Below are 20,487 nucleotides of genomic sequence, written 5' to 3' on the forward strand. Positions count from 1 at the left end.
TAAATGAATAGAACAATATTTATTTTATTGATGGTATTCATTAAACAGAGCTTTGGTCAAGAGCAAATTGTTATTCAACTTGCAAAACCGAGCTATACCGACGCGGTAAAAAATCAATACATCCACGATATTCTCATTAAAAGCTTCGCCGCAATGGGCGTAGACGCTGTATTAATGTACAACGCCAAGCCAATGAATGATAAACGTATTATTGAACAACTTAGTCATAATAAAACAATTACCTTAGCTTGGCTGTCTTTCCCTTATAAGCAACCCACTTCATTAGTTAACACCACAATTCCTTTATACAAGGGTTTGCACGGTAAGCGTTTGCTTATTATTCGTGGTGATGACCAAGCAAAGTTCAGTGCAATAAAAAGCCTTGATCAATTAAAACCATTAATTGCATTACAGCAGCAAAGTTGGTCTGATTATACGGTGCTAAGAGACAATGACTTAACTGTTAATGGCGAGCTTGATTATCCTGGCATGATCAAAGCTCTAGAGACAGGTTTTGCCGATTACTTTCCACGCTCAGTACTGGCTATTGGCACTGAACTCAATAGACTCAAACAGTTCAATTTTATCATTGCACCAGACATTATGCTGCAATATCCCAGCGACTATTACTTTTACTTAAGCAAAGAGAATCAACACATTAGGGATTTGCTAGAACAAGGTATGCAAAAGCTAAAGCAATCAGGTGAACTTGAGCGGCTCTATTTGCAATATTTTGGTGATGTTGAAAAACAATACTCTTTAAATCAACGCCACACCATAACGCTAAAGAACAAGGAGTAAGCATGCTAAAAGCAGTGCTAATTATCATCATGGCATTGGCTATTTTTGCCATGGGTTTTATGGCAGGGGTTTACAGTTTGCCTATTTTAACGGAGCAACCAGCGCCCGATGTTGCTATTTTGAAGCAGCATCAAGATAGAGCTCAGTTTAGTGCCGCGTTTAAGCCAGACCTTAAAGGCTCAGATCGCCTTCATTATGGTGATGGGATGGTCTATCTAACAAATGATGCTATTTCTATGCAAGGTACTTTATCACCTGGACCTGACTATCAACTTTACTTATCGCGCAATTTTGTTGATAACGAAGCTGATTTTTTAGCACAAAAAGGAACCATGCAACGTGTTGCAGGAGTACGTTCATTCAATGGCTTTAAATTAGTTGTGCCACAAGGTATTGATGTCAGCGATTACAATACAGTGGTTATTTGGTGTGAAAGTTTTGAGGAATTTATTACTGCAGCACAGTATCAATAGCTGGATTAATAAAAACAAAGCCGCCTTTGGAGAGGGCGGCTTTAAAGCGGCAGCTATGGGTGTGAGCTGCCTAATCAAGAGTCGCTAATTAAGCTGCATCTTCAGTGCTTTGTACCTCTTCGCTGTGGCGAATTAAGTAATCAAATGCGCCTAAACTGGCCGTTGCACCACTGCCCATTGCAATAATGATTTGCTTGAACGGTGTTGTTGTTGCATCACCTGCCGCGTAAACACCCGGTAATGATGTTGCACCTTTGCTATCAATTTCGATTTCACCAAAGCGAGTTAGTGATAACCCAGAATCTTTTAACCATTCAGTGTTTGGCACCAAGCCGATTTGCACAAAGATACCTGCAAGCTCAAGTGATTTTTCATCGCCAGAGATACGATCAATATAGTTTAAGCCTGTTACTCGTTTACCATCACCAACAACTTCTGTCGTTTGCGCGTTTTTGATAATCGTAATGTTGTTTAAGCTATTTGCTTTACGAATAAGGACTTCATCAGCGCGTAAGGTATCAGCAAACTCAAGCACGGTAACATGCTCAACAATGTTAGCAAGGTCGATTGCAGCTTCAATACCTGAATTACCACCACCGATAACCGCTACCGCTTTGCCTTTAAATAACGGACCATCACAGTGAGGACAGTAAGCAACGCCATGACCGCGATACTCTTTCTCACCCGGTACGTTCATTTCGCGCCAGCGGGCACCGGTTGCTAATACCACTGACTTAGCATTTAAAATCGCACCATTTTCTAGCGTGATTTGATAATTACCTTGCTTAGTAAGTGATGCCGCACGTTGGTTTTGCATAACATCAACGTCGTATTCTTTTACGTGCTCTTCTAGTTGAGCAACTAATTTAGGACCTTCGGTCGCTTTAACTGATATAAAGTTTTCAATTGCTAACGTGTCTGAAACCTGACCACCAAAACGCTCTGCAACCACGCCTGTATTTAAGCCTTTACGTGCTGAATAAATTGCCGCAGAAGCCCCTGCCGGACCACCACCAACAACAAGTACGTCAAATAACTCTTTGTCGTTTAGTGCTTCGGCTTGGCGTGCAGCCGCTTTGGTATCTACTTTATTTAAGATATCAGTCAGATTAACTGCACCTTGACTAAACAGCTCGCCATTTAAATACACCGCTGGCACCGCTAGGATATTGCGCTCATTCACTTCGTCTTGGAACAAAGCACCATCAATCATAGTGGCCGTAATGTTTTCGTTGTGTGCTGCCATTAAGTTGAGTGCTTGCACTACTTGCGGACAGGTTTGACAACTTAATGAAATATACACTTCAAAGTTAAGTGGCCCAGGTAATGATTTAATTTGTTCAATTTCACTCTGTGATGCCTTACTTGGATGACCACCTGTGTGAAGAAGTGCAAGGATCAAGCTGGTGAATTCGTGGCCCATAGGCACACCCGCAAATGTAATTTGCGTGTTGTTAATAGGTGAAGATACCACCATAGACGGACGTCGTACGTCTTGGTTAGGGTTATCTCGCACCGAGAATTTGTCGCTTAACGATGCTAAATCGTTTGCTAAGTTTTTAAGTTCTGTTGATTTATTGCTGTCATCCAAGGCGATAAGCAGCTCAACAGGGCTGGTAATAGAAGCAAAGTGGCTTGTTAATTGGTTTTTGATATTCGTATCTAACATGGCTTAGCCCTTGAGTTCAGAATAAATAATCTAGAAAAATTTTGGGTATAACTGCCCACCACCCGCTAATGTGCTTAATGTGAGTTGTGATGGGCAATTAAGGTTGCATTGGGACAGCAAAGCAAAGCTTTGCTATCATTTAATGCCGTGGCAAATTAGATTTTGCCAACTAGGTCTAATGAAGGAGCAAGTGTCTCTTCACCTGGCTGCCATGATGCAGGACATACTTCACCGTCGTGGTTAGCAATGTACTGTGCAGCTTGTACTTTACGAACTAACTCTTTCGCGCTACGGCCGATACCTAGGTCGTGAGTTTCGATTACTTTGATTTCGCCTTCAGGGTTCATTACGAATGTACCGCGAAGTGCAAGACCTTCATCTTCAATCATCACACCGAAGTTACGTGTAATACGACCTGTTGGGTCACCAATCATTGGGAATTTGATTTTACCAATTGTCTCAGACGTATCGTGCCATGCTTTGTGAGTGAAGTGCGTGTCGGTTGATACTGAGTAAACTTCAACACCCATTTCTTGTAGTTGCTCGTAGTAGTCTGCAACATCACCAAGCTCTGTCGGACATACAAAAGTAAAATCTGCTGGGTAGAAGAAGAAGATTGACCACTTACCTAGCACGTCTTTTTCTGTTAGTTCTACAAAGTCACCATTGTGGTAAGCTGTTGCATTGAATGGTTGTAGTTTTGTGTTAATTAATGAAGTGCTCATAGTATTCCTCATTGATGTATTTAAAAAAGTTTAATTAACGCAGCCTTGCGTCTGCTTGATTAATACAATAGAGGTGTGAGCGATTAAAATAAAATTGATTGTTTAGATTAAATTGATTTGTTTTTTAGATTGAACTACAAATAACCCGTAATAAATATAAAGCCCTCAATAGCTTACTGCAATTAAGGGCTTTGCTTCAGGGAATAAAATTATTTACTAAAGCCGTATAAGCTCTTAGGTTTAATGTAGTTAGGCTCAATTCCTTGCTCTTTTGCAGCTGCTAACATCACTTGCTCAATCCAACCTGCATCCATAATGTTCATATAGTTGCCATCAGGGTCAAAGTTGATGTTAGAACCCATAACCACCATAAAGGTATCTGTCACTTCAGTGTTGTCTTCAGGTACTTGAAATTGATGAATCGAACCGCCTGGCTCAAATAAATAGCTGCCCGCCACTTGTAAATCATCTGGATATTCAGTGTAGTGCCAACTTCCCGCTAACGTATATAAGTGCACAACACCAGTATGAAAATGTTTTGGTAAAACCGTACCTGGTTCAAATAAAACACGCAAAACCCATACTCCATTTTCAGAATCCAGCATCAGTGGGTAGATATGCACGCCCGGTAAGGCGTTTTTGATTAGCTTTTCATCATTGGTATGAATTGTCAGTAAGAAATCTTGATGGTTAATAATATCTGGTAATGCCATATGTGTGCCCTCTTTTCAATTGCTTTCAATAAGTTAACTAGTTGTCTTTAATTTGCTTCTACGGTATTAGTGCGTAGCTCTTCTTTACAAAGCCCTTGCTCATACGCCCACTGCAACGCATGTTGCATACCTTGCTGTAAGGTAAATTCAGGTTGATAGCCAAAAACACGGTGCGCTTTTTCACTACTATATGCCGCACTTTTTCGGCTTAGCATGCGCATAGTTGATGGATTGATATCGGTGGTTTTACCAAAAAGGTGATAACACCACTCTATAAAGCCCGTTAGTTTTAGCACTAAGGACAAGTTCACAACTGTGACGTGCTTTTTCCCTTGTGCTTGCGCTAAATAATTAAAATAAGTTTGATTAGTTACTTGCTCTGGGCCTGATAGATTAAAAATCTCACCATTTGCCCCCTCGCTCATGGCACTTTGATAAATGCCTCTCACTAAATCATCAATATAAACAGGGCCGAACATGCCCTGTGGCACCATAAACGTGCCTTTGGCGATTTCTTGCAATGGGTAAGCTATCCAAGGCTTTGAACCAGGGCCATAAACATCGCCAGGACGAATTATTGTTACATTGAGTTTTTTACTGGCGTGATAGCTTAGCGCTAAATGTTCACTCATCATTTTTGAGTCGTTATAGGCTCGCCCATCAGGTAACAAAGGCGCATCTTCTTTAATATCTGTTTGCCAATTACTGCCATAAATGGCAGTCGACGAAATATGAATAAAACGCCTTACTGTGTTTGCTGCGACCGCTGCATCAAGTAAGTTTTTCGTCCAGCCTACATTCGCCTGCCATGTTTGCTTGTAACTAAACGCATTTGAAACAATTGCCGCAGTATGAATAACCAAATCACAGTCATTCAATAATGAACGCCAGCCAGCAGGCTCATTCAAGTTACCTGCAACAATATTGAATTCTTTAGAGGGCGTTAAATCAACGCCGCATACATCGACTCCATTCGCTTCAAAGTAGCGCGCCAGCGTGCGGCCAATAAAGCCATTACCACCACTTATAAAAACTTTTGAGTAGTTCATTGTGTGTTCCTCTAAGCACGTTAAAGCCTCAATTGCATTTAGCAGGCCATTTGGTTAATACATTGTTAAACTTTAATGACCTTTATTACTTTACTTTTTACGCAAAATTTTTTACTTTTTACGCCAGCGCACTAAAAAAGAGCAAACTATGCCTCGCAAAACACACACACCCGACCTAATTAGAGCATCTGCTTTACATGGCTATGTCGAACTGATTGAAAGTAAATTAGTAAACCCAGATGCACTATTAGAGCGCGTAGGCTTAGACAGAAAACAGCTCATTGAGCCCAATAATTTTGTGCAATATCAGCAGCTCATTGAGTTACTAGAAATCACAGCGAAAGAATTAAACCTGCCCTATTTCGGCCTAGAGCTAGGTCGTTGGCAAAGTCTCAACATCTTAGGTTCGGTTGGTTATTTGATGGGTAACTGCGAGACTCTTGAAATGGCGTTAAAAAACTTAACCAAGTACTATCATATTCATCAAAATAGTGCTGATCTGTTGCTCGAAAGTGGCCAAGACTTTGTAAAACTGTCTTTTTTAGTGCGCAGTAGTTTAAAAGTCGGTGTATATCACGGAGCAGACCTAGCTCTGAGTGTTGGGGTTAATCTTTTAAAACAATTAACCGATGACCAAATAAAACTTCACCGCCTAGAACTGCCTCACAGCTGTGATGCAAACACCAGTGTATACCGCCAAGCCCTTGGTCAAATACCAGTATTTAACTGTGCTCATACCGCATTAGTGTTTGAGAAAAAATACCTAAAGTTGGCCATTAAGAACTCAGATAAGCAGTTGTTTTCTATTCTTAGTCAACAACTTGGACACCCGAACGAGTCTAAACGCGAAAATATTTGTGAACATGTTGAAGTGCTTATAAAACAATATCTACTTCATGAACAATTTGGTGTTAATTTAATCGCTGAAAAGTTGTCAATGAGTGCGCGAAGTCTACAGCGACATTTAGCCCAGTATGACACAACATTTCGCGAACTCGTTGATGAGGTTCGTTGCAATTTAGCTCACCAATATTTAACTGAATCAAGCCTAAGCTTATCAAACATTTCAGATATCTTAAGCTTTTCTAATTACAGCGAATTTACCCGAGCATTCAAACGCTGGTATGGCATGCCACCAAAAGACTATCGTAAGTCACATTGATTATAATGGCGCAAAAAGCTAAAAACAGGTCGTATAAAGTTAATTAATTGGTTAACAATTTATATATATTGACTAGCTAGTTTCGCTAATCAGTGGTCGTGTAATGTTAAGAAGAGTGTTTATTACCGGTAGTAATAGTGGTATTGGGTTCGAATTAGCAAAGCAATATATTCGTCGTGGTGATGATGTTGCGTTATTCGACAAGCAATTTAGCGATATAACAAAGCAAACCTTGTGTAGCCTTGCACACAGCAATCAATATATAGAATTTTTTGCCACCCATATCTGCGATATTGAAGGGTTACAAATCCAAGTAAATAATGCAATTGCCGCTATTGGTAAACCTGAATTGGCAATTTATTGTGACCGTTCGGATGAAGTAACCAACTGTGATCACGCTCTTGCACTACGAAACATTGCCACAGTTATAAGCCCAGAACTAGCGATGAATAGCCACCTTGCATTAATGATTCCTGTTACAAATAAAGCTCAAGTTTCACCAGAACCAAGTGTATTGATACTTGCAAAGGAACTACGCCAAACGTTTAAGCCAAACAAAATTAAACTCAGCTTGATGTGTTTCAACAAAGCACATAACGCCTCAGAAAATGCTGCAGACACAGCTAAGCAAATAGTAAAAAGCTTAGATAAACAAAAACGAATGGTGATCCTTGGCTTACAATCTAAACTAACTTATGTCATGAGCCATTATTTACCTAATTGGGTTATGGACTCTGTAATGGATCGCCTCATCAAACAACAACTAATAAGAACAACACGCTAAGGAACAACCATGAACACACATGATAACCTCACGCAATTGATAGACCAAACATGTCAAACCTATGCAGAACTCCCAGCCTATAATAGTGCGGGTAAAACACTTACTTATTCACAAATCGAACAGCAATCTCGTTACTTAGCTCAGTGGTTTCAACAGCAAAGTAACCTTAAGGTTGGCGACCGAATCGCGATCCAATTGCCTAATATAGTTGACTACCCTGTCGTTACTTATGCTGCATTTCGTGCCGGATTAATCGTTGTTAATACCAATCCGCTTTATACTGCTCGTGAAATGCTTCATCAGTTCAATGACGCAGGCGTAAATGCCATCGTAATACTGGACGCACTAACCGATAAACTAGCCACTATCATTAGTCAAACCTCCATAGAAAAAGTGATTGTTACTTCAGCGGTGGGTGAACCTTCACTGCAACCGGGCCAATTGTCATTACCTGAACTCATTCACCAAGGGGAAAAACTCGCTCCACTTAAACCACACCAAGCAAGCCGTGATGATATTGCCGTTTTGCAATATACGGGGGGAACAACAGGAGTTGCTAAAGCTGCAATGCTTAGTCATGGCAATATCTTAGCTAATGCCGAGCAAATGAATGAACGCTTTGACGAAATTTTAACCCCTGGCCAAGAAACGGGTATTTGTCCACTTCCGCTTTATCATATTTACGCCTTTACGGTGAATATGGTTGGCCTATTCGCAATGGGACAATTTAATGTGCTTATACCAAATCCTCGTGATTTAGATGCCTTAGTAAAGCAAATAGAACCATTTGAAATTAATTACTTTTCAGGCATTAACACCTTATTTATTGGCTTGTGTATGCATCCTGGTTTTAAAGCCCTGAATTTTTCAAACCTAAAAATGACAGTCTCAGGGGGCGCAGCTCTAACACACGCAGCTGCTGATGCATGGATGAGCACCACAGGTTGCACAATCACAGAAGGCTATGGCTTATCAGAAACCTCGCCAGTTGCGACGTTAAACGACTTTAAAAAAGAAGAGATTGGCAGTATTGGCCGCCCATTATCAAACACCACAGTTGAGATTTGGGATGAAAATGATGAACCTGTTGCTGACGGTGAGTCTGGCGAGATAGTTGTTAAAGGCCCACAGGTGATGATGGGTTACTGGCAACGCCAAGATGAAACCGATAAATGCATGAAACGCGGCTTTTTCAAAACCGGAGATGTAGGCCTAAAACTGCCAAGCGGTAACTACAAAATTGTAGATCGTTTAAAAGACATGATTATTGTCTCTGGCTTTAATGTTTACCCTAACGAAGTTGAAAATGTACTTTGTCAGCACCCTGCTATCTGCGAAGCGGCCGTTATTGGTGCAAAAGATGAAAAAACCGGTGAGCGTGTCTGTGCCTACATTACTTTAAAAGAGCAGATTGATGAGCAACAGGTGAGTGACTATTGCCGCGAAAACTTAAGTGCTTATAAAGTACCTAAATCAATCATTTTTATGGAACAATTGCCTAAATCGACGGTTGGCAAAATTCTACGTCGAGAATTACGCCAATAATAAAGCGATCGTTTTAGCCGCCTAACTGGTATAAAATAACTACGAGTTATTTTATACCAGTTAGGCGGCTTTAAGGTCATTATGGAAAAGTTTATTAATCACATTCAACTTGGTTACTTAGGTTTACTACCGTTTTTAGGCTGCGTAGGCTGGCCACTTATTGCAGGAAGTAATGCCGTCAACTTAGACTTTTTCACTTTTTATAGCATCGCTATTTTAGCCTTTATGGCTGGTAACTTATGGCATGCAGGCCAGCAAACGCATGCTGATGCTATAAAAGCGATTATTCCTATCTTACCTATTGGGTTTTTAAGTTTTCTGCCAACACCATGGGCTTTAGGTTGGTTAGCAGCAAGTTTTTGGCTTGTATTATTATTCGAGAAAACTTCACCGCAGTGGCAAAATTACCATGTTGATTACCAGAAAATGCGATTTGTTTTAACCTCAGTCGTTTTTGTTTGTCACATCTTTGTAATTGGCATCAGCATCTATCCTGAGTAGCCCTTTAGCCCGGTTTGCGGTAACATCCGCGGCTCAGTTTCTTAAGGACTTGCTATGATAGATCAATTGCGCGCCAAACTAGACCTACTCGGCGAAAATTACGTTGAAAAAGGCGCTCACTTTAAAATTAAAGTGATTCCCTTTTTTTGTGCTATCCACATTAAAAAAGATCACAAAAACCAAGGTACTTTAAAGATATATTCTAATCAGTTGATTGAAATATTTTTAGCCACCATGTTTTTGCTTTTCGGTTTAATGCTCTTTGACACCGACGCAGGGTTTACGCACGGTCCTATTCATATCGTTATTGCCGTTTTGATTAGCTTTAACTTGATCTTTAAACAAATTGCCATTGAAGGGCTAAAAACTCGTTTAGCGCTTTGCCCAAAAAATGCAGTTGAAACAGCGCCAGAACAAGGCAAATAACGACATGTTTTTAGACCCAAGTTGGCGCATTTTGACGGTAGGCGATGGTGATTTGTCATTTTCGCACGCCATAGCTCGTCATATAAAACCAACCAAGCTTGTTGCTTCGACTTATGATGATGCAAACACTATTGAGCAAAAATATGCCGACAATGCACTAACCGCATTGCAACAACTAAATGTAACTACACTCACTGAATTTGATGTAACAAAGCCAGACTCGTGGCTGCACTTAGTCGATGCACGTTTCGATGTAGTTATTTTTCAATTTCCACTTATACCCGCATTTAAAGGTGAGGCAGCATTTAAAGCAAATACCCAACAAGGTGGTATGAATGTTTTAAACCGTGCCTTGTTGCATCGCTATCTAGACTACGCAAGCCAATTTGCATTAGATAAAAACGGCCCGATGCTGTGTTACATCACCTCTAAAGATGTAAAACCGTATCGCGAATGGAATATTGAAGGCAGCTTAAATAAGGGGCTAAACTGCCATTATTTAGGCCAAATGCCATTCGATATTAATTTATTCCCAGGCTATAAAATTCGCAATGTTGACCGTGATAAACATGTAAAAGACACCAGTGGCATTACCTATGTATTTAGCGAAAAAACTGACAACAACATTACTACTAAGCTGACTTTACCCGCTTATTTAGGTGATAAGCACTGTGCATTATGTCGCGTTGGCCCTTATATGGCTCAAGAAGACGAAGACAAACATTTGTTAAGCAAAAAGCACAAACAGATGGAAAAATTTGAACAGGATTGGCAAGCATGGCTTGCACAAAACAACGAGGAGTAACCATGAACTTTGTGATTGTAGGTACCAATTTTATAAGCGACACGCTTTTGAGCGCAGCCAAACAAATTGAACAATTCTCCTTGTATGGCGTTTGCTCTCGAGAGCAGCAAACAGGTGAGTCTTTCCTTGCAAAGCACGACATGACAGACGCTAAAGTGTTTACCAATATTGAACAAGTATGCCAAGACCCTCTGGTCGATGCCGTCTACATTGCGGCACCAAATAGCTTACACAAAGACTATGCTGTTATGTGTTTAAAAGCGGGTAAACACGTTTTAGGTGAAAAGCCTTCGGCAGCAAACAGCGTAGAGCTTGAGCTGATTATCGAAGCAGCTAAAGAAAATCAACGCTTATACATGGAAGCGATGATGACCACGCATTTACCAAACTTTGCGCGCTTAAAAAATGCTCTTACTAAAATTGGCGTACCTCGCAAATATATTGGTCAATATAGTCAGTACTCATCACGTTACGATAAGTATAAAAATGGTGAGCGCCCAAATACCTTTTTACCGGAGCTTGCTAACGGAGCATTAGTCGATTTAGGTATTTATCCGCTGTATATTTTACTCGCTTTATGGGGCGCGCCTCAGAGTGTGAAAGCCAGTGGTGTGTTACTTGAAACCGGTGTTGATGGCGCCGGCGATGTATTATTAAATTATGCCGATAAACAAGCAGTAATAAGCTACTCTAAAATCTCACAAGGCGATAATTTTACTGAAATTCAAGGTGAAAAAGGCCGTATTCGTATCGAAGCTGTCTCTTTATTAAAGCGTATGCAATATATTGGTAACGATGGCACGGTCGAAGAACTCTCTGAGCCATTTGATGAACACTTTATGCGCCATGAAGTAAGCCACTTTATTCAAGCGGCCAATGCAGGACAAATTGAGTCATCAGTTAATACCCATGCACTTTCAAAGCAAGTCATGGCAGTGCTTGATGAAGCGCGAAGTCAGCTTGGTGTTGTCTATCCTGCAGATAAAAGCTAATAGCGTTTAAGGGCAACTATTCTAGTTGCCCTAACAAACTCAAAATTCCATTCTTAGTAATATCCCTTGCATGCATAGCAACACTAACACTCGCTTGCTGAACAATATCTAGAGATACTTTTTCTGCCATTACTTTTGCAAAATCAGTATCTTCAATTCGCTGATTTGCTGAGCTTAGCATCGACGATTGATTAGATTGATTGCGCATAGTTGACTCAATAGCGTTCATTTTTGCACCGATTTCAGCTCTAAATCCACCGATACGCGACAATGCAGTGTCAATTCTGGCAATTGCATTTTGAGCCAAGTCTTCGCTGCTTATAGTAATGCCGTCAATCGTTAAAGAGCCAGCACTGGCATCGATATCTTCAAATATAATATAACCATCTTCACCGACCGCTTGGTCTGTTGATGTTACCATCATTGGACCATCACTTGATTCAGCAGATGATGAATTTAAACTCCCCAAAGAATCCCAACTGGCAGTAATTCGAAACATCCCCGAGCCAATCACAGTAAGAAGCAGCGGCTCGGTTACATTATCAATGAATATTTCTTCATTTGAACTTCCTGAGCTTGGGTTACCATTCCCCGAGTAGGTAAAGTTCATTCCGTTAATTGTTTGACTATTTACAGCTGGGAAATTAAAACCTCCCCCCGTAAATAAATTGCCATTGCTATATGTTTCTGTTCCTTGGTAACCATTTGCTGGAGTAAATAGATTTGCTTCAATTCTAGATTGCACAGACGATAAATCTTGCCCCACTAAATGCTCGCCAGTTTGGGTAAATAGATTTAAATCATCATTCGCACCATTATCATTTATTTGAATTCTAACGTTCGTTGAACCTGCAGGTATTAGGCCTAAAGAAACATCCCCTGATCTCATTCCTTGCTGAACATTATTAGAAAACACCTCATTCAATACAGGTACATTATCTAAATTCGTCTCTTGCTCAGGCTTAGACATTAATGGTTTTTTACCAAAAATTTCTGTATTGGCTACAACGCTGTTTATATGATCTCGTAACTGTGAAAACTCTTCATTTAACGCTTCCCTATCGATATCTGTATTTGAGCCATTTGCGGCTTGAAGGGCTAAAGTTCGCATGCGTTGAAGCGAGTCTGTTAGCTCGGATAACCCAGCATCTGCCACTTGCCCATAGCTGATCCCATCTTGTAAATTTCTAAGCGTTTGCTGCTTTACTGCTATTTGCGTTGTTAATCTATGGCTTATTTGTAGGCCTGCAGCGTCATCTTTAGCAGAGTTTATACGCTTTCCAGAAGCTAACTTCTCATAGGTTGAGGTGATAGATTGCGTATTTTGCAGTAAATTTGGCGTTCGTAGTCGTGGCGAATTGATCGTCAACATTTTGTCTTCCTTGGCAAAAAGGCTAGACACAGCAAAACTCATACCATTTTATTAATAATTAAGACTTTTAACTTTCCTTAAATTAACCTTTTTAATAAATAATCATTTGTAACAATATTTTTTGCGGTTGAAGGTTATTGCACTATGTTTAAATCATGCATTATTTAATTTGTGAGAATTAGCCTTGTCTATACGATTTTTATTAAGAGCGGTTTTTGCGGCTACCATTACCCTTGCAACCGGCCTACTCCTCATAATTTTATTTCTACAATCAGGACAAGAAGAAAGTATGGAGTCGGCGCAACAGCGTTATGAGCTAAGCCACCTTGCTAAGTTTTCATCTTCAAATTCGATTCACCTTACAGAACTTGCTCGTCAACATGTTGTAACCTTAGACCCTCGCTATAAAGTGGAATACCAAAATCTTGTTGATCAAATTCAAGGAAAAGCTGCTTGGCTTAATGGCGAAAAGAAAAGTTATGTACAGCGCTTAAGAGCTTTTAATGTGGCTGCTGATGATTTAGCTCTCTTGCAAAAATCCAACGATTTATCACTCAAACTAGTCGAAACAGAAGAACAAGCATTTAGCTTAGTCAGTGATTTGCTTGGTCGTGATACAAATAACTTAACCGTAAGCGAACATGAAAGATGGGTGCAAGCTATCGAGCTTTTAACCAACGCGGCTTACATGGCAGAAGTTGAGAAAATTCAGCAACCCGTGAAAGCATTTTTAAGTTCAATTGAGAAAAAAAGTGCCACAGAAGTAAAAAGTAATCATGACCGTGTGGTCACCTTAAGTTTAACTAGCACCGTTTTAGTGCTGACCATTATAGCTACCTTGATAGTGTGTTACTGGCAATTAGAGAAAAAAGTGATTAAAGCAACCCATGCCTTAATTGATGAAGCTAAGCGTATATCTGAAGGTGATTTATCTTGTTATATTGACCATAAAGCTGATGACGAAATAGGTCAGCTTGCGAGCACCTTTAACGTTATGGTTGATAAGCTTTCCCAGCTTCTTAAAGAAATTCATGATCATTCAGAGCAGGCCCAAGTAGCAGCAAAAAGCCTCGATGAAATTTCACGACAGGCCAAAACGTTGAATGATATTCAAAGCCAAGCAATTGAAGTGATTTCAAGCTCTGTCTATGAAAACTCAACGGCCGTTAAAGAAGTTTCACAAAACTGTGCAGAAGCAGCAAACAGTGCGACCTCTGCCAATCAAAAAACCAAAGAAGGTTTGCAAGTTGTACAACAAGGAGTGAGCTCTGTTGAATCAGTGGCCGATACCTTAACCAAATCACTAACAGACCTTAACCAACTGGAAGTCTCAGTGAATGAAGTAACTGCTATTTTAAGTGTTATAAGTAACATTGCTGAACAAACTAATTTACTGGCACTTAATGCCGCAATCGAAGCTGCAAGAGCCGGTGAACAAGGGCGAGGGTTTGCAGTTGTTGCTGACGAAGTAAGAACTTTGGCTAGTCGTACGCAAAGCTCCACTCTTGAGATCCAAGATAAAATTAACTCGTTACAAACGGCAACCAATGCTGTGACGCAAAGGATCCGCGCAAGTGATACGCAAATAAAAGAGGCGGTGGTAAATTCAGAAAAAGTGGGCCATATGCTAGATGAAATTAGCGTGCAAGCAAAAGCTATTTCGGATGCTAATATGACCATTGCTTCTGCATCTGAGCAGCAATCTCAAGTGACCGAAGAAATAGCCCAACGCTTAAACGAAGTACAAGACACCAGCCGAAAATCACAGCAACAAACGCAAAGCATATCGGATTCATCGAGTAAACTGGCTAGCTTGGCAAATAATTTAAACAAGCAGATAAATCGTTTTAAATTGAGCTAATTAAAAGATAAATTATGCTGGCTTTAATTAACTTAAAGGCAGCATAATCCAATCTAATTTAGACTACATTTTCCGCAACTTGACGTGTTCCGTTACGCACACAACAGCTTTATCGATAATCCATGTCCATTTAACGAAAAACATTTCTTATCCCACAAAACATCAGTAAAATCGCCGCAAACTTAAGCTCTTAATAATTCATAAGGACAGTGATGCAACGCACCATCCCACCGTTTTTTGTTGCTGTTATTTGCGTACTTCTTGCAATGGTTACCATTCAATCGGGAGCCTCTGTTGCAAAGCAATTATTTCCTGTAATAGGCCCTGAGGGAACCACTGCCCTACGCTTGGGTTTTTCAGCTGCCATTTTGTGCCTTGTGTTTAAACCTTGGCGCGCTCTTCCGCCAATGGGTCAACGCATGCCAATAATCATCTATGGCCTGAGCTTAGGTGGTATGAACATTCTATTTTATTACGCAATTGAGCGTATCCCTTTAGGAATAGGTGTTGCGCTGGAGTTTACTGGTCCCCTTGCAGTTGCTTTACTTTCGTCACGTAAAAAGCGCGATTTATTCTGGGTAGCCTGTGCCATTGCAGGCATTATTTTATTATTACCTGATATGAAAGGCGAAGACAGCCTCGACCCCGTGGGTGTGATTCTAGCCCTTGCGGCTGGTGCCTGTTGGGCGTTTTATATTTTGTTCGGCAAAAAAACAGGTAACCAAGGCTCTGGCGGGATGACGGTTGCTATGGGGATGAGCGTTGCTGCGATTGTACTTGTGCCTTATGGCGCAGCTTCACAAGGCGCAGCACTCTTGAGCTGGGAAGTTCTGCCGCTTGGTATTTTAGTCGCCATCATGTCAAGTGCGCTGCCATACACTTTAGAGATGGTTGCGCTGCGCAATATGCCAGCACAAGGCTTTAGCATCATGATGAGCCTAGAACCTGCCATTGCTGCACTTGCTGGATTTATTATTTTAGCTGAGTTGCTTAGTGTATGGCAGTGGTTAGCGATTTTATTGGTTATCACGGCTTCTGTTGGCAGCTCAATGTCTCACTCATCGGAGCAGGATCAGAAAAGTCAGAAATGTGATTGATTGACTCTAAAAGAGCCTGTTTTTAATAGTAAAGGATTAATTTCAAGACTTAAAAACAGCTTTTCTCGGCATTCGTAAAGTTACTGTTCTCACTATAATGCTCATTATTAATACAAGGCTCACCTTTTTGCTTTGTATCCTAATGTACTAACTAGTGGAATATACGAATGTCTAAGAAAAATAACTTGTTATTATCGACCCTTGTTGTTGCTGGTGTTATGACAGCAAGCAATGCAACTGCAAATAGCTGTCAGGGCGAGTTGTTTGCGATGAATTCAGGCCGAGGCGAACTTGGCATTATGTTTAGCCTAGACGAACAAAATAAAACAGCTAAAGCCGATTCAATCGCTAAATTTAGTTCATCGGCTATTGCTTATGATGAAACAACAAACCGAACTTATTATGTTTCATCACCTATTCCACTAGAGTACAAAGTTGATACCTCTCACCTTAATATTAGTGAAGAGCAATCATCACAGTTGCCAATCCAAGGCGAAAAGTTTAAATATAGTCGTTTAGCGTATTTAGACCATGCTACAGGTGAGCATGTTTCTGTTGGCAGAACGAGTTCTGTTATTGGTTTAACCTATGATCCTCAAACTGACTCATTAATTGCAGTTAGTTATTCTAAGCTACTAAAAATTGATAAAAATACAGGTAGTACAACTGAGCTTGCAGACTTTAGTGATGTTGAAGGCTTAAGCCGAGCTGATTTAGTTATCAAAAATGGCGAACTTTTCCTGATCACTGCGACATCGGTTTACAGTGTTGATCAAAGCAATTATCAATACACAAAGCTTGCTGAACACAACTTAGTAAATGTTGGTGGTGCAACACTGAGTCAAAAAGGTGACATTATCATCAGTCGCTCAGTTATCAATGACCATGGTGACAAAAACGAATCAAAACTTTATAAATTAAGCCCATACACGGGTAAATCATGTTTTGTTGCAAGTTTGCCTGTACGTATCAATGATTTAACGACTAATACGCAAAATACGACGGAATGTTACACCCAAGCGCCTTGTTTAATCGAGAACGAAGGTATCGCTTATTATTCAGAAAAAGTGATGGACCAACTGGGTGCCAAATGGAAGTCATTCGACTTTGCTGACCAATATTTTACAGCACCGGCTATCTTCACATCGGCGCCTACTAATAATGATCCTAATGGTGGAGCGCTAAGATTAACCAATGTAAGCGACAATAGCTATGCTGTCTCATTTCAAAAATGGCAATACATCAAAGATGCGCATAAAGATGTTGAGTCGTTTGACTTTCTAGCAATGGATGAAGGCCGTTACACTATGAATGATGGCACTATTGTTGAGGTTGGCAGCTTTATGTTAAGTGGCACGAGAGAATATAAAGCTGTTGAGTTCAAAGACTCATTTGCAAAACAGCCATATTTGTTTTTACAAGTACAGACTTTCAATGGAAGCCATACCGTTTATACGCGCGCTGCTAACCTAACGAGCACTGGATTTGATGCAGCATTTTACGAGCAAGAAAGCTTGAATGAAGGACACTTTGCTGAGCGTGTTTCGTACCTTGCTATTTTACCTGGCTCTGGTACATCTGGAACGTTAGAGACTGTTGCAGGCTACAAAGAATACAGTCTTCACGAAGCTAATATCGATCATAGTGGTGGCCAGATTGGTAATCACTTCTATATGCTTCAAGAAGAGCAATCTCTTGATTCAGAAGTCCTTCACTCTAGAGAGCGTGTGGTTGTAATGGATATTGAAGAGGTAAGTCTTGCCCAAACTGTAACGCTAATAGGTCATGATACGTATTCTCTGCGAAGAAAGTAAAATACCCCGAATTTAAGGCGCCAACTGGCGCCTTTTTTGTGTTTACTTCATTTGAATTTCATTAATTGGCATTAAAGCTTAATTATTTTTAAAAATAACACCTTTCACTACTAGCTTTAAAATTAGCTTATTTATAGCTTTATAGGCGTCCCAGCTAAAGCAATCGAGGTTCAATTGCAGAAGAGCAACTAAGCAACAAATTTTTGCCTAATATCACTCAGGTTTAATTACCTAAAAACCTTTCTCTTAATTAGCCGAATTAATATAAGCACCTCAAAAGCATTTCAAAAAACTAATTTTTAAACTTATTTGTATTAACATATCACCATTTGCGATAAATGGTGATGATAGTTATTATCATTTGTGATAACTTACCCACAAATAGTTTCCTTATCAAACACAAAAACCCTAAAAACCAGCTAAATAACACGCGGAGATAAAAATGAAATTCACTCAGTTGCCTGTTGCAACCGCTATTCTTTGTGCACTTTACCCTCAAATCAGTTTTGCGGAGCAAACAGCTGACGTAGAGGCAAAGCTCGAAAAAATCGAAATTGTTGGCATACGTCAAAACCGTATTAGTGAAGGCGCAACAGGCTTAGCATTAGAAATTGATGAAACGCCGCAATCAATCAGTGTGATCTCTGCTGAGCAGCTAAAAAATTATTCCGCTTTTAACATTAATGATGCTTTACGCTTAGCCCCGGGTATCAATGTTGAAGAATGGGAAACGAACCGTACCAACTATACATCGCGTGGTTTTGAAATTAAGAATACACAAATCGATGGAGTTGGCTTACCGAATGACTGGGGGATCGTTACCGGCGCAATGGAAGCATATGGCTACGAAAAAATTGAAGTTATTCGTGGTGCCAATGGCTTACTCACTGGTGTAGGTAATGCATCGGGTACGCTTAACTATGTACGCAAACGCCCTAAAAACGAAAACGGCGGCGAAATCGGTGTCTCTGTTGGCTCATGGGATTTTAAACGTTTACAAGCCGACTACTCACTTTTATTAACCGAATCAGGTAGTTGGGCTGCTCGTTTTGTTGCTGCCGCAGAAGGTAAAGAATCATATCTGGATGGCCTTGAGAACAATCGCGAGTTTTTCTCTGCAGTGGTAGATGGTCAGCTTACTGATAACTCAACGGTTACTTTAGGTTACTCATATCAAGACGCAGATACCGATGGCAATACTTGGGGCGGCCTTGTTTATAACTACACAGATGGTACGCAAGCTAAATGGGATGTCAGCGACACAACCACCCAAGAGTGGACAATGTGGGACACCATTAACACCTCTGCATTTGTTGAATACAACTATGTTTTTGCAAACGCATGGCAGCTTCAAGCGAGCTACAACTTCCGTGGTTTTGAAGAGCAAGACAAACTATTTTATGCCAGTGGCAGCATTGATAAAGACACCAATCTTGGCCTAAGTGGTTGGCCGGGTCGTTATGATAGCGAAGTGGATGCTGATTTATTTGAAATCAAAGCATTTGGTGCCTTTGAATTGTTTGGAAAAGAGCACCAAGCAAGCTTTGGGGTAAGCCACGCTAAAAGTGATGATGTGATGTATCAACACCCGTTTGATTTTGCAAATACACCGGCTTATGGACCAACGCCTGCGTTCCCATACGATTTAGATGCGATCCCAGAACCTGATTGGTTAACACCGGTTCTGTATTCAGATATTGAACAAAAGCTAACCCGTTACTTTGGCTCGGCTCAGTTAAATATTACTGATAAATTATTTACCGTGGTTGGTTTTAACGCTATTGAGTTTGAACGCTCAGGCATGAATGCTGGTGCATCTATCGATAATGATGAGAGCGAGACAAGCCCATATATCGGTTTTACCTATAAGTTAAACGACGATTTAAACTTATATGCCAGCTACTCAGATATTTATCAGCCACAAGAACAAGCTGATTACAACGGCCAATATTTAGCACCGACCAAAGGCACTAACTTTGAAACCGGTGTTAAGGCTTCTTGGTTTGATGATGCCCTTATGACAACATTTGCCTACTTTACTGCTGAGCAAGATAACTTTGCGCAATACGCGGGCCTCACTGAAGATGGTATTTATTACTATGAAGGCGTGTCTATTGAGTCAGAAGGCTATGAATTTGAAGTCACTGGTAAAATCACCGACGCTATGAATATCGTTGCATCTTATACACATATTGATGTAACTGATGAAAATGGTGATGACACTAATAAATGGGCACCTCGCGATGTTGTCGGTGTAACAGTGGATTATGCACTAACAGATGCAGTGGTGGTTGGTTTAAATGGCCGTTGGCAATCTAAAATCGAAAGCACTGATTACAATGTTAAACAAGGTAGCTACGCCCTACTAAACGCCTTCGCACGTTGGAATATTAATGACCAAGTTGCAGTACAGGCAAACGTTAATAATATTACTGATGAGCAGTACATCAATAGCTTACAAACCGTGGGTTATTATGGCGCGCCAACAAACGGTAGCCTCACTCTGACCTATAAGTTCTAAACCCTGCTTAGAAAAAAGTGTCGCCCGTTTGGGCGACACACATCTATTAATTAGGGCAATTACCTAATTCATAATACCCAGCACTGGTTTGCGCTAAGGTACTAGTACTTCATCACACAAGTTCTGACTAGTTGAGGGCACCATAAGCCCTCTCAAGTTTTTCACGAGCTGATTCAA

18 protein-coding genes are annotated in these 20,487 nt (G+C 40.4%); 13 read left to right on the plus strand and 5 right to left on the minus strand.

What is annotated here, in order from left to right; genetic code table 11:
- Window positions 1–3: 3 nt before the first annotated feature.
- Both ACSFVZ_RS15795 and ACSFVZ_RS15800 read left to right on the plus strand, forming a co-directional pair.
- A complete protein-coding gene (locus tag ACSFVZ_RS15795) occupies window positions 4–801 on the plus strand; it encodes a substrate-binding periplasmic protein (RefSeq protein ID WP_435559202.1) in 798 nt (265 codons plus the stop codon).
- 2 nt (window positions 802–803) lie between these two features.
- Entirely contained in the window at window positions 804–1,274 is a 471-nt protein-coding gene (locus ACSFVZ_RS15800) for a DM13 domain-containing protein (RefSeq protein WP_138557777.1), read from the plus strand.
- Window positions 1,275–1,362: 88 nt separating this feature from the next.
- On the opposite strand, the gene ahpF is transcribed toward ACSFVZ_RS15800, so the two are convergent.
- The 4 genes from ahpF to ACSFVZ_RS15820 all read right to left on the minus strand — a co-directional run bounded on the left by ahpF (window position 1,363) and on the right by ACSFVZ_RS15820 (window position 5,430).
- On the minus strand, window positions 1,363–2,943 hold the full coding sequence (gene ahpF / locus ACSFVZ_RS15805) for an alkyl hydroperoxide reductase subunit F (RefSeq protein WP_235383707.1): 1,581 nt from the start codon (window positions 2,941–2,943) through the stop codon (window positions 1,363–1,365).
- Between the two features lie 155 nt (window positions 2,944–3,098).
- On the minus strand, window positions 3,099–3,668 hold the full coding sequence (gene ahpC, locus ACSFVZ_RS15810; protein WP_135926910.1) for an alkyl hydroperoxide reductase subunit C: 570 nt from the start codon (window positions 3,666–3,668) through the stop codon (window positions 3,099–3,101).
- Between the two features lie 209 nt (window positions 3,669–3,877).
- Window positions 3,878–4,381: a 2,4'-dihydroxyacetophenone dioxygenase family protein gene (locus tag ACSFVZ_RS15815; protein WP_138557779.1), complete on the minus strand. Its 504-nt coding sequence runs from the start codon at window positions 4,379–4,381 to the stop codon at window positions 3,878–3,880.
- A 47-nt stretch (window positions 4,382–4,428) separates the two neighbouring features.
- Window positions 4,429–5,430, minus strand: a complete 1,002-nt coding sequence (locus ACSFVZ_RS15820) for an NAD-dependent epimerase/dehydratase family protein (protein ID WP_435559203.1) — start codon at window positions 5,428–5,430, stop codon at window positions 4,429–4,431.
- A gap of 148 nt (window positions 5,431–5,578) precedes the next feature.
- Between ACSFVZ_RS15820 and ACSFVZ_RS15825 the strand changes: the two genes are divergently transcribed.
- The 7 genes from ACSFVZ_RS15825 to ACSFVZ_RS15855 all read left to right on the plus strand — a co-directional run bounded on the left by ACSFVZ_RS15825 (window position 5,579) and on the right by ACSFVZ_RS15855 (window position 11,645).
- A complete protein-coding gene (locus ACSFVZ_RS15825; protein ID WP_135926907.1) occupies window positions 5,579–6,592 on the plus strand; it encodes an AraC family transcriptional regulator in 1,014 nt (337 codons plus the stop codon).
- Between the two features lie 103 nt (window positions 6,593–6,695).
- Window positions 6,696–7,376: an SDR family oxidoreductase gene (locus ACSFVZ_RS15830; protein WP_235383709.1), complete on the plus strand. Its 681-nt coding sequence runs from the start codon at window positions 6,696–6,698 to the stop codon at window positions 7,374–7,376.
- Between the two features lie 9 nt (window positions 7,377–7,385).
- The gene (locus ACSFVZ_RS15835; protein WP_435559204.1) at window positions 7,386–8,921 is read left to right on the plus strand and encodes an AMP-binding protein; all 1,536 of its coding nucleotides are present in this window, start codon (window positions 7,386–7,388) and stop codon (window positions 8,919–8,921) included.
- Window positions 8,922–9,002: 81 nt separating this feature from the next.
- Complete coding sequence (locus tag ACSFVZ_RS15840; protein ID WP_235382662.1) at window positions 9,003–9,422, plus strand: DUF3429 domain-containing protein; 420 nt, start codon at window positions 9,003–9,005, stop codon at window positions 9,420–9,422.
- 54 nt (window positions 9,423–9,476) lie between these two features.
- The gene (locus tag ACSFVZ_RS15845) at window positions 9,477–9,848 is read left to right on the plus strand and encodes a hypothetical protein (protein ID WP_435559205.1); all 372 of its coding nucleotides are present in this window, start codon (window positions 9,477–9,479) and stop codon (window positions 9,846–9,848) included.
- A gap of 4 nt (window positions 9,849–9,852) precedes the next feature.
- Entirely contained in the window at window positions 9,853–10,653 is an 801-nt protein-coding gene (locus ACSFVZ_RS15850; protein WP_435559206.1) for a class I SAM-dependent methyltransferase, read from the plus strand.
- Between the two features lie 2 nt (window positions 10,654–10,655).
- Window positions 10,656–11,645 (plus strand): Gfo/Idh/MocA family protein, encoded by a 990-nt coding sequence (locus tag ACSFVZ_RS15855; RefSeq protein WP_435559207.1) that lies wholly within the window; start codon window positions 10,656–10,658, stop codon window positions 11,643–11,645.
- Between the two features lie 16 nt (window positions 11,646–11,661).
- Here the strand turns inward: ACSFVZ_RS15855 and ACSFVZ_RS15860 are convergent, their stop codons facing one another.
- Window positions 11,662–13,017 (minus strand): flagellin N-terminal helical domain-containing protein, encoded by a 1,356-nt coding sequence (locus tag ACSFVZ_RS15860; RefSeq protein ID WP_435559208.1) that lies wholly within the window; start codon window positions 13,015–13,017, stop codon window positions 11,662–11,664.
- A gap of 289 nt (window positions 13,018–13,306) precedes the next feature.
- On the opposite strand from ACSFVZ_RS15860, the gene ACSFVZ_RS15865 reads away from it, so the two are divergent.
- The 4 genes from ACSFVZ_RS15865 to ACSFVZ_RS15880 all read left to right on the plus strand — a co-directional run bounded on the left by ACSFVZ_RS15865 (window position 13,307) and on the right by ACSFVZ_RS15880 (window position 20,310).
- Entirely contained in the window at window positions 13,307–14,878 is a 1,572-nt protein-coding gene (locus ACSFVZ_RS15865) for a methyl-accepting chemotaxis protein (RefSeq protein WP_435559209.1), read from the plus strand.
- Window positions 14,879–15,090: 212 nt separating this feature from the next.
- Window positions 15,091–15,975 carry an EamA family transporter gene (locus tag ACSFVZ_RS15870; RefSeq protein ID WP_138557788.1) on the plus strand — a complete coding sequence of 295 codons (885 nt, stop codon included), beginning with the start codon at window positions 15,091–15,093 and terminating at the stop codon, window positions 15,973–15,975.
- 167 nt (window positions 15,976–16,142) lie between these two features.
- The gene (locus ACSFVZ_RS15875) at window positions 16,143–17,789 is read left to right on the plus strand and encodes a hypothetical protein (RefSeq protein ID WP_435559210.1); all 1,647 of its coding nucleotides are present in this window, start codon (window positions 16,143–16,145) and stop codon (window positions 17,787–17,789) included.
- 442 nt (window positions 17,790–18,231) lie between these two features.
- Entirely contained in the window at window positions 18,232–20,310 is a 2,079-nt protein-coding gene (locus ACSFVZ_RS15880) for a TonB-dependent siderophore receptor (RefSeq protein ID WP_435559211.1), read from the plus strand.
- Window positions 20,311–20,487: the final 177 nt, after the last annotated feature.

The sequence above is a fragment of the Pseudoalteromonas nanhaiensis genome (assembly GCF_051235485.1).
Classification (GTDB): domain Bacteria; phylum Pseudomonadota; class Gammaproteobacteria; order Enterobacterales; family Alteromonadaceae; genus Pseudoalteromonas; species Pseudoalteromonas lipolytica_C.